17 protein-coding genes are annotated in these 15,184 nt (G+C 61.2%); 13 read left to right on the top strand and 4 right to left on the bottom strand.

Features of this window, described 5'->3' with window-relative positions; genetic code table 11:
- Positions 1-12 precede the first annotated feature (12 nt).
- The 3 genes from prsR (at position 13) to ACQ4WN_RS21485 (ending at position 3,169) form a co-directional block, all read left to right on the top strand.
- Positions 13-1,368, top strand: a complete 1,356-nt coding sequence (prsR, locus tag ACQ4WN_RS21475) for a PEP-CTERM-box response regulator transcription factor (RefSeq protein WP_436553350.1) — start codon at positions 13-15, stop codon at positions 1,366-1,368.
- 117 nt (positions 1,369-1,485) lie between these two features.
- Positions 1,486-2,397, top strand: coding sequence for a hypothetical protein (locus ACQ4WN_RS21480; protein WP_436553351.1), 912 nt, complete (start codon positions 1,486-1,488; stop codon positions 2,395-2,397).
- 202 nt (positions 2,398-2,599) lie between these two features.
- Positions 2,600-3,169 (top strand): DUF1439 domain-containing protein, encoded by a 570-nt coding sequence (locus ACQ4WN_RS21485; RefSeq protein ID WP_436553352.1) that lies wholly within the window; start codon positions 2,600-2,602, stop codon positions 3,167-3,169.
- A gap of 23 nt (positions 3,170-3,192) precedes the next feature.
- Here the strand turns inward: ACQ4WN_RS21485 and ACQ4WN_RS21490 are convergent, their stop codons facing one another.
- Both ACQ4WN_RS21490 and ACQ4WN_RS21495 read right to left on the bottom strand, forming a co-directional pair.
- Positions 3,193-3,681 carry a hypothetical protein gene (locus ACQ4WN_RS21490; RefSeq protein ID WP_436553353.1) on the bottom strand — a complete coding sequence of 163 codons (489 nt, stop codon included), beginning with the start codon at positions 3,679-3,681 and terminating at the stop codon, positions 3,193-3,195.
- An 8-nt stretch (positions 3,682-3,689) separates the two neighbouring features.
- Positions 3,690-3,956 carry a DUF7661 family protein gene (locus tag ACQ4WN_RS21495; protein WP_436553398.1) on the bottom strand — a complete coding sequence of 89 codons (267 nt, stop codon included), beginning with the start codon at positions 3,954-3,956 and terminating at the stop codon, positions 3,690-3,692.
- A 168-nt stretch (positions 3,957-4,124) separates the two neighbouring features.
- On the opposite strand from ACQ4WN_RS21495, the gene ACQ4WN_RS21500 reads away from it, so the two are divergent.
- Both ACQ4WN_RS21500 and ACQ4WN_RS21505 read left to right on the top strand, forming a co-directional pair.
- Complete coding sequence (locus ACQ4WN_RS21500; protein WP_436553354.1) at positions 4,125-4,898, top strand: hypothetical protein; 774 nt, start codon at positions 4,125-4,127, stop codon at positions 4,896-4,898.
- Positions 4,899-5,017: 119 nt separating this feature from the next.
- Entirely contained in the window at positions 5,018-7,066 is a 2,049-nt protein-coding gene (locus tag ACQ4WN_RS21505; protein ID WP_436553355.1) for a M13 family metallopeptidase, read from the top strand.
- Positions 7,067-7,099: 33 nt separating this feature from the next.
- Here ACQ4WN_RS21505 and fdx read toward each other — a convergent pair whose 3' ends face one another.
- Entirely contained in the window at positions 7,100-7,432 is a 333-nt protein-coding gene (fdx, locus tag ACQ4WN_RS21510) for an ISC system 2Fe-2S type ferredoxin (RefSeq protein ID WP_436553356.1), read from the bottom strand.
- 182 nt (positions 7,433-7,614) lie between these two features.
- Positions 7,615-8,514: a lipid A hydroxylase LpxO gene (gene lpxO, locus ACQ4WN_RS21515; RefSeq protein WP_436553357.1), complete on the bottom strand. Its 900-nt coding sequence runs from the start codon at positions 8,512-8,514 to the stop codon at positions 7,615-7,617.
- A gap of 144 nt (positions 8,515-8,658) precedes the next feature.
- Between lpxO and ACQ4WN_RS21520 the strand changes: the two genes are divergently transcribed.
- From ACQ4WN_RS21520 to ACQ4WN_RS21555, 8 genes are all read left to right on the top strand, one after another.
- Complete coding sequence (locus ACQ4WN_RS21520) at positions 8,659-9,102, top strand: hotdog fold thioesterase (RefSeq protein ID WP_436553358.1); 444 nt, start codon at positions 8,659-8,661, stop codon at positions 9,100-9,102.
- 215 nt (positions 9,103-9,317) lie between these two features.
- Entirely contained in the window at positions 9,318-10,898 is a 1,581-nt protein-coding gene (locus tag ACQ4WN_RS21525) for a methyl-accepting chemotaxis protein (RefSeq protein WP_436553359.1), read from the top strand.
- 97 nt (positions 10,899-10,995) lie between these two features.
- Entirely contained in the window at positions 10,996-11,532 is a 537-nt protein-coding gene (locus tag ACQ4WN_RS21530; protein ID WP_436553360.1) for a hypothetical protein, read from the top strand.
- Between the two features lie 148 nt (positions 11,533-11,680).
- Complete coding sequence (locus ACQ4WN_RS21535) at positions 11,681-12,178, top strand: VOC family protein (RefSeq protein WP_436553361.1); 498 nt, start codon at positions 11,681-11,683, stop codon at positions 12,176-12,178.
- Positions 12,179-12,294: 116 nt separating this feature from the next.
- Positions 12,295-12,783, top strand: a complete 489-nt coding sequence (locus ACQ4WN_RS21540; RefSeq protein WP_436553362.1) for a hypothetical protein — start codon at positions 12,295-12,297, stop codon at positions 12,781-12,783.
- A gap of 53 nt (positions 12,784-12,836) precedes the next feature.
- Positions 12,837-13,343 carry a hypothetical protein gene (locus tag ACQ4WN_RS21545; RefSeq protein ID WP_436553363.1) on the top strand — a complete coding sequence of 169 codons (507 nt, stop codon included), beginning with the start codon at positions 12,837-12,839 and terminating at the stop codon, positions 13,341-13,343.
- 153 nt (positions 13,344-13,496) lie between these two features.
- On the top strand, positions 13,497-14,735 hold the full coding sequence (gene purT, locus ACQ4WN_RS21550; RefSeq protein ID WP_436553364.1) for a formate-dependent phosphoribosylglycinamide formyltransferase: 1,239 nt from the start codon (positions 13,497-13,499) through the stop codon (positions 14,733-14,735).
- Entirely contained in the window at positions 14,735-15,172 is a 438-nt protein-coding gene (locus ACQ4WN_RS21555) for a DUF6678 family protein (RefSeq protein WP_436553365.1), read from the top strand. Before purT ends, ACQ4WN_RS21555 begins: the two co-directional genes overlap by 1 nt.
- Positions 15,173-15,184: the final 12 nt, after the last annotated feature.

Below are 15,184 nucleotides of genomic sequence, written 5' to 3' on the forward strand. Positions count from 1 at the left end.
CAAAGGAGTGCCATGGGCAAACAGAAACTGCTGGTCATCGAAGACGATCCCGGCCTGCAAAAGCAGCTGCACTGGAGTTTTGACGACTATGAGGTCTTGCTGGCGGGCGAGCGCGAGGCGGCGCTGGCGCTGGTGCGGCGCCACCAGCCGGCCGTGGTGACGATGGACCTGGGCTTGCCGCCCGATCCGGACGGCGCCACGGAAGGCCTGGCCACCTTGCAGCACATCCTCGCGCTGGCGCCGGACACCAAGGTCATCATCCTCTCGGGCAACCAGGAGCGCGCGCATGCATTAAGGGCCATTGCCCTGGGCGCTTACGATTTCCATCAGAAACCGTTCGAGGCTGACATGCTGGGCCTGGTCATCGCCCGCGCGTTCTACCTGCACGCGATGCAGCAGGAAAACCGCCGCATGCTGCAGACGCAGGCGGACTCGCCGCTGGCCGGCATCGTCAGCCGCGACCCCGGCATGCTGAAACTGTGCCGCAGCGTGGAAAAAGTGGCGCCCTCGTCGGCAAGCGTGATGCTGCTGGGCGACTCGGGCAGCGGCAAGGAGCTGATTGCGCGGGGCTTGCATGCGCTATCGAGCCGTCACGCGCAGCGTTTCATAGCCATCAACTGCGCGGCGATTCCCGAAAACCTGCTGGAAAGCGAGCTGTTTGGCTATGAGCGGGGGGCATTTACGGGTGCGGCGCGGCAAACCCTGGGCAAGATCGAACTGGCACACGGCGGTACTTTTTTTCTTGACGAGGTCGGCGATATGCCGATGCCGCTGCAGGCGAAACTGCTGCGCTTCCTGCAGGAACGGGTCATCGAGCGCGTGGGCGGGCGCGCCGAGATCGCCGTCGACGTGCGCATCGTCTGCGCCACGCACCAGGACTTGAAGGTGCTGGCGGAGCAGGGACGTTTCCGCGAAGACCTGTTTTACCGTCTCAGCGAAATCGTCCTGCGCATTCCGCCGCTGCGCGACCGGGCCGGCGATTGCGCCTTGCTGGCCCACCATTTCAAGAACAAGTTCTGCGCCAGCGAAGCGCGCGGCAGCCTGCATTTCAGCGCAGGCGCGCTGCAGCTGATCGAAAGCTACGGCTGGCCCGGTAATGTGCGCGAGGTGGAAAACTGCATCAGGCGGGCCGTCATCATGTGCGACGGGCCGCAGATCTCCGCCGATGACCTGGGCTTGCCCGCCAGCGCCCAGGCGGCGCCCTCGGATGAGCCGCTGAACCTGCGCCAGGCCCGCGAAGTGGCCGAATACAAGGTCATGGTGCGCGCGCTGGCGCGCGCCGACGGCAATATCGCCCGCGCGGCTGATTTGCTGGGCGTGAGCCGGCCCACCTTGTACGACTTGATGAACCACCACGGTATCAAGTGAGCACCGCATACGGATGTGAGTGAAATGTAAAGATTGTGTTTGGCGTCGCACATACGCGGCGGCGACGGCGCGGCATGCTTCCCCCTGTAACTTAATCAAATCAATAGGGAGAATTCCATGCAATCTACACAACTGTCCGCATCGGACATGAACAATCCGGGCGTTTCCTGGGGCGCCGTGCTGGCGGGCGCTGCCGCTGCGGCCGCCTTGTCCTTCATCCTGCTGATCCTCGGCGTGGGACTGGGCCTGTCGTCCGTGTCGCCGTGGTCGTTCAACGCCACGGCCATCGGCGTGTCGACCATCGCCTGGCTGGCCTTCATGCAACTGGCCGCGTCCGGCATCGGCGGCTACATGGCTGGCCGTCTGCGCGTGAAATGGAGTTCCATCCACACGGATGAGGTGCATTTCCGCGATACGGCGCACGGCTTGCTGGCCTGGGCCGTGGCGACCCTGATCACCGTGGCCGTGCTGGCCGGCGGCACGCGCGCCGTGCTCAGCGGCGCTATCGATGCGGGCAGCGGCGTGGCGGCGGCAGTGTCCCCGGCCGCAGCGGCTGGTGCCAAGCAAGGCGAGGGCAGCAGTACCAATGCGCTCGACTATTTCTCGGACATGGTGCTGCGCACCGCGCCCGCTGCTGCCAGCGGCACGCCGGCGATTGCGGCCCCTGGCGTCACGCTTGCCGACCAGCGCGTGGAAATCGGCAAGATCTTCGCAACAAGCCTGTCGACGGGCAGCCTGGCCGCCGATGACCGCGCCTACCTGGCCCAGGTCGTGGCCAGCCGCACGGGCTTGACACAAGCTGAAGCGGAAGCGCGGGTCGACGCCGTCTACGGTCGCGCCGCCAAGGTCGCCGCCGATGCCAAGGCGAAAGCACAGCAGGCGGCCGATACGGCCCGCAAGGCCGGTGCCCACACGGCCCTGTGGATGTTCGTCGCCTTGCTGCTGGGCGCTTTCGTGGCCAGCCTGGCGGCAACGTTTGGCGGGCGCCAGCGCGACCATGAGCGCGTGCTGCGCCATGTAACCATTTAAATCATTCATTTCAATCTAGGAGACTGCCATGCGTTCCATCCTCTTGCTGCTGCTGGGCATTCCATTGCCCATCGTCATACTGATCGCCCTGTTCGTGCACTAACAAAGCAAGAACCGGCGCCCGCCGCAAGGTGCGGCGCCGGTTTTTGCGTGAAAGCGGGCGCATGTGTAAGATGGCGCCAACTTTCCACCGAGACTATCCATGAATGTGACCGCCCTGCGCCCCTTGCTGAAAACCGCCACCATCGCTGCATTTGCCTGCACGCTGCTGGCCTCGTGCTCCACCCTGATCGGCCCGCGCGACGTGAATGTGTCGCTGAGCAAGATGCAGCAAGGCCTGGAGCGCCGCTTTCCCATCGACAAGCGCGTGCTGTCTGTGCTGGACGTGAAGCTGACCCACCCGCAGCTGTCGCTGCAGCCCGAGCGTGAACGGGTAGCCCTCAGCGTGGAGGCCAGCGTCTTGCCGCCGTTCATCCGCCAGAGCTGGCGCGGCAGCCTGGCCATGTCGGGCCGCCTGGTGCTCGACGCCCAGCGTAACGCCGTCTATCTGAGCGAAGCGAGCGTGGACAAGGTAAGCATCGACGGCATGGATGAAGCGCAGCAGCGCCAGTTCGCCAAGGTGGCCAGCCTGGTGGCCGACCAGCTCATGCATGAAACGCCGATCTACACCTTCAAGCCCGATGAGTTGCGCTATGCGGGCGTGCAGTTCGTGCCGACGCAGATCAGGACCACCGGGAATGGGCTGACGGTGACGTTCGAGCCGGTGAAATAGGGGCGCATTGCATCAGGATGCCATTACGGGCAAAAGTATTGGCGGCTATCGGCAGGCGGATCTATCCGCTCAAGAAGTACCCAGGCGAGCAGCTTTTCGATGGCTGCAGCGTCGCGGACATTTTGCTCTGACACTGCATAGCCATCATGTAAAGAAATTTTCACCACCCCGGCGTGGCACCAGATGAAGACCCCGATACCCATGATGTCGCACCGACCTGGCTGTTGCCACAAGGTGCCATCAATCAGCGATGGAAACCGCAAGTACTCGTCTCCCTGGTAGGCGATGCCCGGCAAGGGCTGCGGTGGCTGTGCGTCAAATTTCACCAGCTTGATGCCCAGGCTCGCCAAGAATGTGTCGAGCTGTGCCGGTTCGCCATAGGCAAAGGCAACATCCAGTGAGTCGCCGTCATTCGCATGTCCTCCAAGCGCCCTGAAAAAACGGAAGAGCTTCAGGCGCCGTGCCCACTTGCGCAGTTTTTTTTCGCCATGTTCCTTGAACAGGTATTGCATCCATCTATTCACGGCGATCCTTCACTATTCAACGCAGGGGCGGTGTTTGCGGGCTTATACGATATCTGTGTCGTTGTGTTATTGCGCGGCGTCGCCTCCTCATGGAACAAGTCAGCCAGGTATTCGCACAGCGCATCGGCTTGAATATCGTCCGGAATAATGAAATCGGCAGGCCGGCGCTTGCCTTCCGCGCCGAGATAGAATACGCGCCATGCCCCCTGATTTCCCCGGATGGCAATCAGCGTGCCGAAAACATTGAATCGGAATTCCTGCATCAAGCTGCTCCAATTAAAGAGATAGGCAAAGAGATAGGGCACCCGGGCTGGAATAGCTGTCGCATGAGCTAGAACGTCATCGCCGGAGAGAGAAAACCCGTGAATTCCCCCTGAATATCTTGGATATTTATTGTGCTATAGTAACATTTACTTATCTTGGGGGCGGCGATGATGAATATCAGCACGGCAGGAATCCAGCCTGGGGCACTGTCTGCCGCAGAAGGCAAGAAGACCTTCTCGTCGGACAAGACGCCGGCCCTGGCAGCGCCAGCCGGTCCTGGCGCCGTGGCGGACGATGTCGTGATCTCGACCCTGGCCGGGCGCCTGGCGAAGGCTTCGACGGCCACCAGCGCCACCATCCGGGGCTTCGATCATGCGGCGCTGGGTCGGTGGGTGAATGACAATACCGATGACATCCTGTATCCGCTGGACGCCGAACACAAGGCGTCCGCCGCCAAGCAGGTGCCGCAACCGAATGACGCGGCATCGGCAAAGTCGGCCGCCGCCGCCACCGCTTATGTCGACAGGAAGGGCCCCAATCCGTTTGCCGGGCTATCGCGCGAGCAATTGTCCGCCATTTCGAACGATGACAGCGGAACCTTTACCATCAACGAGCGGCGCGCCGCCTTTATGCAGGCGTATCAGGAAGAAGAGGCCTGGCGCACCCAGGTCGTGGCGCAAGCCATGCATGAATACGAAACTACCGGCAAGACGACCAACTTCTTCAAGTCGGTGCTCGCGCATTTCAATGCATTGCCCCATCTGGAACAAGCGCAATATCCTGCCAATTATGCGAGCGACCTGGAAGACAAGATCAAGCTCGATTTTAACTATTTCAATCACGCGGCCGGCAATGGCGGGCCAACACCGGGTTCGCTTGCGGATCTGCTGAAAAATCAGGATAAAAAAGGCCTGGACCTGTTTGATCTCCTGATCCGCTGATCTCTGGAATTGTTCAACCGTCATTGTTGCCTCGCAAGCAGGCCGACTATAATCTTGCCTCTCATGCCTGGACACAGCATGTTCCCCAACATGAAGTGAAAACAATTAAAGGAATCTTCGTGAAACGTTCACTCATCAGCGCCGCCTGCTGCGCTTTGTTCGCCTTATCCTCGCCAGCGCTGTACGCCCAGCAAGCCGTCACTGCTGCCGCGCCCGTTTCCGGCATCGACCTGAAAACTCTGGACCCCGCAGTCAGCCCCAGGGATGATTTCTACGGCTACGTCAACGGTGTGTGGACCCGCAATACCGACATCCCGGCCGACAAATCCGTCTGGGGCACGTATATTGAATTGCGCGAAATCGCGCAGGGCCAGCTGCGCAGCCTGATTGATGCCACCGTCAAGAACCCCGGCAAGCCCGGCAGCGAGGCGCACAAAATCGCCGACCTGTACACGAGTTTCATGAATGACAAGGCGCGCAATGCGGCTGGCTTCAAGCCCCTGCGCGCCGAGCTGGCCCGCGTTGCTAGCGTGAAAGATAAGAAAGACTTGCCGGCGCTGTTTGCTTATTTGCAAGGCAATGGCATCGCCACGCCGTTTTCCGCCTATGTGGCGCCCGATGCGCAAGACCCCGAGCGCTACACGGTCAACATCAGCCAGTCCGGCCTGGGCTTGCCTGACCGCGATTATTACCTGAAGGATGACGACGCCAAGCTGCAAGCCGTGCGCGCCAAATACCTCAAGCATATCGAGACCATGCTGGCTATGAGCGGCGACAAGGCAGCCGCCGAACACGCGGCGCAAATCCTCGATATCGAAACGCGCCTGGCGGCCGTGCAGTGGACGCGCGTGCAGATGCGCGACCCCGTCAAGTCGTACAACCGCGTCGATTTCGACAAATTCACGGTACTGGCACCCGCCTTCGACTGGAACGCCTACTTTGCCGCCGCCGGCCTGGCGAAAAAGGCATCCTCGGCCGTGGTGCGCCAGCCCAGCTTCATGACCGGCTTTTCCGAGAGCGTAGCTGCCGTGCCGCTGGAATCCTGGAAAAGCTACCTGAACTGGCGCATCATTGAAAGCTACGCTTCCTACCTGGACAGCGCTACCGTCAAGGAGCGCTTTGCCTTCGACGGCACGGTGCTGCGCGGCGTGCCGCAAAGCGAACCGCAGTGGCAACTGGCGCTGCGCTTTACGGATAACGCCATCAGCGACGCCGTCGGCAAGCGTTACGTGGAAATGTATTTGCCGCCGGAAACCCGGCCCCGCGTGATGGCCATGTTCGACAATTTCGTCGCGTCGTTCAAGGATGGCATCGAGCAGCTCGACTGGATGGGCCCGGAAACCAAGAAGGAAGCCCAGCTCAAGCTGGCCGCCTTGAAGCCGAAGATCGCCTACCCGGATACCTGGCGCGACTACAGCAGCATGAAGACGCAGCCGAACGACCTGATCGCCAACGTGCGCGCCTCGCGCGCCTGGAGCCGCCAGCAAAACCTGGACAAGCTGGGCAAACCCGTCGACCGCGATGAATGGTCGATGACGCCGCAAACCGTGAACGCCAGCTACAGCCCGTCGCTGAACGCGATCACGATTCCTGCCGCCATCCTGCAGCCGCCATTCTTCAACGTGAAAGCAGAAGATGCCGTCAATTACGGCTTGCTGGGCATCACTTTCGGCCATGAAATCAGCCATGCCTTCGACGATTCGGGCAGCCAATATGATGCCAAGGGCCGTTTGCGCAACTGGTGGACGGCAGAGGACCGCACGGCCTTCAAGGCGCTGGCCGCCGGTCTCGTCAAGCAATACGGCGCTTACAGCCCCGTGCCTGGCTACCATATCAATGGCGAGCTGACCCTGGGTGAAAACATTGGCGACAATTCCGGCCTGTCGATCACCTACAAGGCGTATCAGCGCTCCTTGAACGGCAAGCCATCGCCAGTCATCGATGGCTTGACGGGGGAACAGCGGCTGTACATCGGTTTTGCGCAGAAATGGCGCGCGAAATTGCGTCCTGAGGCGGCGATTGCCCAGATCAAGAGCGACCCGCATTCGCCGGGCGAATTCCGCGCCAAGGGCACGGTGAAGAACCAGCCCGGCTTCTATGAAGCGTTCGGCATCAAGCCGGGCGACCCGATGTATCTGCCGCCCGAGCAGCGCGTGATCATGTGGTAAAGCAGTAGGGCAGACAGGCAACCGCGCCGGGGACTATTCCTTGGCGTGGTTCAGCGTGTAGCGGGGCAGTTCCACGGTCAGGTCTTCGTGGCTCACTCTTGCCTGGCACGACAGGCGCGAGTGGGGCTGCAAGCCCCAGGCCTGGTCGAGCATGTCTTCTTCATTGTCGCCCAGCTCGTTGAGCGAGTCGAATCCCTGCACCACGACCACGTGGCAGGTGGAACAGGCGCCCACCTGGCCGCAGGCGTGTTCCATGTCGATATGATTGAGCAGCAGGGCGTCGCAAATGCTCATTTGCTCTGGCGCGTCGAACACGGCGCCGTCGGGAGCCAGCTCGGCATGGGGCAGGACGGTGATTTTTGGCATACGGGATTCTCCTCGGTTATCCTTCAATAGCGTCACCTTGGACCTTCCCGCCTTGGCAAGGTCAAGTCCCTGCACGATCCTGTGCGACGATGCACGCATCCAGAATTCTCCTGCTCAGTGGCATCGCATGATAAAAAAAACCGCCCGAAGGCGGTTTGCTTGTATGCGTGACAGCACGTCAGCTAGATAAAGTAAATCAGCGCGATGATGCCCACCACCAGCGCCACGCGGGTGATCTGGTACGCCGTCTTGTTCCACGCCTTGAAGCGGCGGCGGTACTGGCCCATGGTCCAGGAAATCTGGAACAGTTTGCTCACGCCGCCTACCTGGTCGCCCAGTTCGTTGGGCGAGGCGGCGGCCGTCATCAGGGTGCGGCCCAGCCAGCGGTTCAGGCCTTGCGCCCAGCGGAAGCGCATCGGGCGTTCGATGTCGCAGAACAGGATGATGCGGTCGCTGTCGGCATCGTTGCGTGCCCAGTGGATATACGTTTCATCGAACATCACGGCCTGGCCGTCGCGCCAGCTGTGGCGTTCGCCATCGACATCGATGAAGCAGCGGTCGTCGTTCGGCGTCTGCAAGCCCAGGTGGTAGCGCAGCGAGCCGGCGAACGGGTCGCGGTGCGGGTTGAGCTTGCCGCCTTGCGGCAGTTCCGCAAACATGGCCGCCTTGATCGAGGGAATCGATTGCAGCAGCGCATAGGTTTGCGGGCACATTTGCTGTGCCGACGGGTGATTCGCGTCATACCATTTCAGGTAGAAACGCTTCCAGCCATACTTGAAGAAGGAATTGAAGCCCACGTCATTGTTTTTTTCCGCCGCCTTGATTTTTTTCATTTCCTGCATGCGCAGCGCTTCATCGCGGATGATTTGCCAGTTCTGCTGCAGCGGCGCCAGTTCCGGAAATTGATCGACGGAAAGATATGGCGTGGCCGGCACCTTGGAAAAGGTGTGCATGAACAGATTCAGCGGCGCCATGAACGAGGAGTGATCGAAGATCTGGCGGCGGAACGGCAGGCGCACCTTGCCACGAAAATGAATATGTAAAACGGAAAACAAAAAAATGCCCAGCAAGGCCCACTTCATACACAACCTCGTTTTTTAAGAATGGGCCAATTATAACCAGTTAATGCCACCGCCACCCCGTACTACGGTGAAGGAACAATGAAGCAGCGCGCGCGCGCCGGCTGCCCTACAATGTTTTTTTCTTCACGTTTATCCGAGGTAATCATGGAAATCTGGCACGCACCGCTCGACCTGGCCACGCTCAACGCCGCCAGCGAGGGCACGGCCATGCGCCACCTGGGCATCGTTTTTACGGCATTGGGCCCCGACTGGATCGAGGCGACCATGCCCGTCGACCACCGCACCATGCAGCCGTTCAAGCTGCTGCATGGCGGCGCTTCCGTCTTGCTGGCTGAAACCCTGGGCAGCATGGCTGCGAATGCCTGCCTGGACAGCCGCCGGCACGTCAGCGTGGGCCAGGAAATCAACGCCAACCACGTACGCGGCGTGCGCGGCGGCCACGTGACGGGGCGCGCCACGCCGATCCACCGGGGCCGCAGCAGCCAGGTGTGGGAAATCCGCATCGTCGACGAGGACGGCAAACTGTGCTGCATCTCGCGCATCACCATGGCCGTCATCGACGCTGCTTTACTTGCCTCAAAGCATTAATATTGCTATTCGCATATAATGCAGTGTGCTGTTGTACTTGCGTGGGGGGTTATTCCCCCCGCGTTCACATTGCCCGAAATAGAAGCTGACTGCCCAAAAAACGCCAGTTGGATACTGATATTGCTCTCTACGCAATGTCGGCAAGTGACGGTGAGCAGATCGCTGGTTTTTAGATGACCGGCAAAAATCAACTTTATTACAGGGCAAAAACAACAATGATGTCATTCAATCGTTTGACCATAGGCGCGCGCCTGAGCGCAGGTTTCGGCTTGCTGGTGGTATTGATGCTGGCGCTGGCTGCATTCGCGCTGCTGCGCATCGCTGCCATCTCCGGTGCCATGGACGCGCAGGACAAGGTACAGCTGGAAAAACTCGACCCGCTGTACGTGGCGCGCGAAGCGCTCGACCAGACGGGCATCGCCGCCCGCAACGCGTATATCTTCCATGACCAGGCCGCCGCTGAAAAAGAGCTGGCCATCCTCGACAGCCAGAAGGCGCTGTACCTCGAAGCGCTGGCCCGGCTGGCGCCGCAGTTCGCGGGTGACGCGCAATTCGAGAAAGTCAGCAAGGGCCTGAAAACCATGGCGCAGGAACTGCAGCGTCCGCGCCAGTTCCGCGCCACCGGGCAGATGGAGCAGTACGGCACCTTCCTCGTCGACGAGTGCAGCCCCTTGCGGCGCCAGATCGTCGCCGACATCGATGCCGTCCTGAAAAACGTGCAGCGCGAATCGGAGCAAGCCAGCGTGGCCGCGCGCGCCATCTACGGCCAGTCGCTGCGCTGGATCGGTGTGCTGGCCGCGCTCAGCGTGCTTATTTGTATTGCGGTCGCCACCGTCATCACGCGTGGATTGCTGCGCCAGCTGGGCGGCGAACCCGCGTATGCGGCCGCTATCGCCGGGCGCATCGCTCTGGGCGAACTGGCCATCGACGTACATACGCGCGATGGCGACGACAGCAGTTTATTGTTCGCCATCAAAACCATGCGCGATAACCTGGCCGCTATCGTCGGCAAGGTGCGCCATGGTACGGAAAGCATCGCCACGGCATCGAGCGAGATCGCTTCGGGCAACCGCGACCTGTCGCAGCGCACGGAGCAGCAGGCCGGTTCGCTGGAAGAAGTGGCGTCGTCGATGGAAGAACTGATTTCTACCGTGCGCCAGAATGCGGACAATGCGCAGCAGGCAAACCGTCTGGCGCGCGAAGCGTCCACCGTGTCGGAGCAGGGCGGCAAGGCGGTGGCCGAAGTGGTGCACACCATGGGCTTGATCAATGCCTCGTCGAACAAGATCGTTGACATCATCGGCGTGATCGACAGCATCGCCTTCCAGACCAACATCCTGGCCTTGAACGCGGCCGTGGAAGCGGCGCGCGCCGGTGAACAGGGGCGCGGTTTCGCCGTGGTCGCCACCGAAGTGCGCAGCCTGGCGCAGCGTTCGGCTGCCGCCGCGCGCGAAATCAAGACCCTGATCGACGATTCCGTCAGCAAGGTAGGCACGGGCACAGTGCTCGTCGAGCAGGCGGGCGCCACCATGCACGAGGTAGTGGCCGGCATCGGCAGGGTGACGGGCATCATGGCCGAGATCAGCCACGCCACGCAGGAGCAGGGCGCCGGCATCGAGCAAGTCAACCGCGCCATCGTCGACATGGACCGCGTCACCCAGCAAAACGCGGCCCTGGTGGAGCAGGCAGCCGCCGCCGCACACGAGTTGCAGCAGCAGGCGGCGCAACTGGAACAGGAGGTGGGGATTTTCAAATTGGCCCAGCCTGCCAACGCTCCCCTGCGCCTGGCGGCCTGAGGCAGATAGCGCAGCAGCGCGGCGCACCAACAGCCATGCACCAATAGTCATATTACGCGCTACAATGAGAGTTGGATCACCGCCAGGACTTCTTCTCATGCAAGTGCGCAGCAGCCACGATCTATCCAGCCCGGACGACGACAAACCGGCGCCGCCCGCGCTGCAACTAGCCCTCGCCGGCCTGGGCTGGGGCTTGCTGACCTGCATGCTGTGCTTTGCCATCCTGTTCCTCACCAAATGGCTGCTGCCGCCCGAATACTGGGGCGCACACACGGGCCTGACCAAGTTCAAACACGAAATGTCGCTGCCCCTGCTGGTATTCTGGGTCGTCGTCTATTCTCCCATTCTTGAAACCTTCCTGGGACAGCTGCTGCCGCTGGAAATCCTCAAGCGCCTGGGTGCCGGCCGCCAGCTGAGCATTGTTATCGGTGCCATCCTGTGGGCCATCGTGCATTGCATCAGCGGCGGCTTGCTGCACGCCATCGTCGCGCTGGGCTCGGGCGCCATGTTCAGCTTTGTCTACCTGCGCTACCGCGCTCCCGGCGTGGCCGTTGCCTACGCGACGACGACGTTTTCCCGCGCCTGCAACAATATCGCCGTCCTCGTTGCCGTGTTCTACGGCCTCGACGCCTGAGTCCCATCCTTCCTGAGCAAATACGGCACCAGCGCCGCCAGCGCCACGGCCGCCGCGCCATGGTCGCGCAATAGTGACTATATTGATAGCTGTCCTTCCCGCGCGGGAAGGCGTTCCTATCCCGGCTATTCCGACCAATGGAGACATCATGCACAGCGTACATAAGATTACCCCATGTTTATGGTTCAACGGCAACGCCGAGGCGGCGGCCCGGTTTTATACGGAAATATTTCCCAATTCGGAAGTGGGCCAGATCCTGCGCTACGGCGAGGAGGGCAGGGAAATCCACGGCCAGGTGCCGGGCAGTGTGCTGACGGTGGCATTCGAACTCGATGGCCAGACGTTTACGGGCTTGAATGGCGGGCCCTTGTTCCAGTTTTCCGAAGCCATCTCGTTCCAGGTCAATTGCGAAACCCAGGAGGAGGTCGACCATTACTGGCGCCAGCTGTCCGAAGGCGGGCCGCCGGAAGCCCAGCAATGCAGCTGGCTCAAGGACCAGTTCGGGGTGTCCTGGCAAATCGTGCCTACCCTGATGATCAAGCTGCTGACGGACCCCGATCCCGTCAAGGCGCAGCGCGTGATGAAAGCCATGATGGGCATGAAAAAGATCAACATTGACGAGATCAAGCGGGCGTATGCGGGCTGACTGGCGTGCGAGTTTGATCTGCCTCAAGCTAGGCGGGGAATGATTTGCTACTTGGATGGGCAAGGTGCAAAGTGAATCGACATGGCGTTCACGTTGCAGCATATCGAGGAGGACTTATGCCGACCAATACCATTCTGTTGTCGGTCCTGTGTGTCGCTTTACTGAGCTCCTCCCCGGCGCTGTGCCAAATGTCTGGCCCCGGAGGAGCGGCAGAGCGCACCAGGCTGCCTTCTGTCGGCGATTGGGCGCGCCCTTCGAATTCGTCCAGACATTCAATAGCCCTGCCGGCGGAGGCAGTAAGCATCGAGAATTTCAATATTAGTGACGCGAAAAAACGGGAACTGGAAGAGCAGATCAGCCAATTGAAGAGCATATGCCCCAACTGCGCGATCGGCGTGACGATAGGTGGTCCCACAATTGTCGGCGCCAATGTGGCGGGGGCGGGCGGAGGCTCTTCCTCCGTCCGGAATACATCCGTGATCAATTCTTTCAGTGCCCAGGAGGCAAAATGCGCAGCCTTGCCGGCTGGGGCGAGCGACATCGATTGCGTGTTGGTCAGCAAGGGGCTGTACGAGTATTTGCGCGGCAGATATCGCGCGCAATAGCCGGAACAAAGTCGTCGTGGCGCTGCGACACAGGCAGGTATGCCTGATACCTAGTGGGCAATACCGATAAGGATCGGAGTGGCCTCATGAAAAAGATATATGGACTGGCATTGTTGATGCTCTCGCTTCTTTTCGTGCCTGTCCAGGCTACGCCGGATGCCAGCACTTATCAGGCTTATCGTAACAGCACCTATGACATCCAGCGCGCCTACCTGCAAAGGATAGCGCAGCATCAGGCCAGGATGATGAACGACATGGAGCAAAAGCTGACGCAACAGCAATGGCAAACCAGCGCAATTTCCGTGATGGTGTTCATCATGGTGGGTTTTGGTCTCGTCCTTAGCGGCTTGCAATTTTATTTGGATTTTCGGCGCGGCGGCAGTTCCAGCGTTTCGTTCAAGTTCGGGGGCGGCTCCTTCGAGTTGAGCAGTACCGTGATCGGTATCGGCATTCTGGCCTTGAGTTTCTGGTTCTTTCAAACCTATGTCGAGAAGGTCTACGATGTCAAGGTCATGACCGTGGCGCCTATCGATATCACCACCTTCGGCATCGACCGTTAGCGGCATACCGCTTGTCGATCCTCTGTTTCACTTCTTCTGTGCCGCTTCCAGGTGTCGTTCCTTGTTCGCCGCACGCCAGCGGTGCGCCCTGTCCAAGATGGCCGGCATTTGTTATAGTCCCAGCCATCTTTCCTTCCGCCTACAGACCCTGCCATGACCACTAGCATCAGCAGCACCAGCAGCACCATCGCGCCCCGCACCTTCGGCACGCCCCTGTCTTCTACCGCCATCAAAGTCATGCTGCTGGGCTCGGGTGAACTGGGCAAGGAAGTGATCATCTCGCTGCAGCGCCTGGGCGTGGAAGTGATTGCCGTCGACCGCTATCCGAACGCACCGGGCCACCCCGTGGCGCACCGCTCGCACGTGATCGACATGAGCGACGGCGTGGCCCTGGCGGCCCTGATCGACCTGGAAAAGCCGGACCTGATCGTGCCGGAAATCGAAGCCATCGCCACCGATACCCTGGCGGCGCTGGAAGCGGCGGGCCAGATCACCTGCATCCCGAACGCGCGCGCGGCCGTGCTGACGATGAACCGCGAAGGCATCCGCACGCTGGCGGCCGAAACGCTGGGCGTGGCGACCTCGCCATACCGCTTCGCCAGCAGCCTGCAGGAGCTGCAAGTGGCGTGCCAGGAAATCGGTTTTCCCTGCGTCGTGAAACCCGTCATGTCTTCGTCGGGCAAGGGCCAGTCCAAGCTCGATAGCGCCGCGGATGTGGAAACGGCGTGGGCGTATGCGGCCAGCGGCGGCCGGGTCGATACGGGCCGGGTCATTGTCGAAGGCTTCATCGACTTCGATTACGAAATCACCCTGCTGACGGTGCGTGCCGTGGGCGCGTCGGGACAGATCGAGACGCAGTTTTGTGAGCCAATCGGCCACTTGCAGGTGCAGGGTGACTACGTGGAATCGTGGCAGCCGGCCCGCATGGCGCCGCTGGCCCTCGAACGTTCGCGCGACATCGCCCGCAAAGTGACGGATAACCTGGGCGGCCTGGGTCTGTTCGGCGTGGAGCTGTTCGTCAAGGACGACATGGTGTGGTTCTCGGAAGTGAGCCCCCGTCCGCACGACACGGGCATGGTCACCATGGCCAGCCAGGTGCAGAGCGAATTCGAATTGCACGCGAAAGCCATCCTGGGCTTGCCCGTCAACGTGGCGCTGCGTTCGCCCGGCGCCTCGGCCGTCATCTACGGCCAGCTGGAAGCGAAAGGCATCGCCTTCGAAGGCGTGGCCGACGCCTTGAGCGTGCCGGGCGCGGACTTGCGCCTGTTCGGCAAGCCGGAATCGTTCGCCCGCCGCCGCATGGGCGTGGCGCTGGCCACGGCCGACGATACCGACACCGCCCGCGCGCGCGCCGTGCTGGCCGCGTCCAAGGTCAAACCGGTCGCTAAATAATGGCTGAAGCCAGCCTGCCGCTCGCCGACGCCGGCGGCGACGACGTCAAGCGCAAGCTGCGCGGCCACATCGCGCGGCGCAACCTGGCCGGAGCCGCCAACGACTGCAAGTGGAACGAGCTGCTGGCCTTCATGCGCGGCCAGACTGAATGGCTGCCCTCGTACCGCTATGGTTCAGTGTCCGGCTACGTCTCGCGCTGGGATACGGAATGGGATTACCACCCGCCGTTCCCGTTCATGGGAGTGGAATGGTTCGACATCGGCCTGACCTCGGAAGAACACGTGGCCATGCTGCTGCCGAAAAAAATCATCGATCACGGCGTATGGATCGTGCCGGAACTGGAACGCATCGGCTTCGATTTCGAGGTGCGGGAGCGGGTCGCGCGCATCTGGGGCTATTTGCCCCGCAACTTTCACGACTTTCCACCCGCAGACTAATTCAACGAGTAT

It is taken from the genome of Janthinobacterium pasteuri (assembly GCF_051380775.1).
Taxonomy (GTDB): domain Bacteria; phylum Pseudomonadota; class Gammaproteobacteria; order Burkholderiales; family Burkholderiaceae_D; genus Janthinobacterium.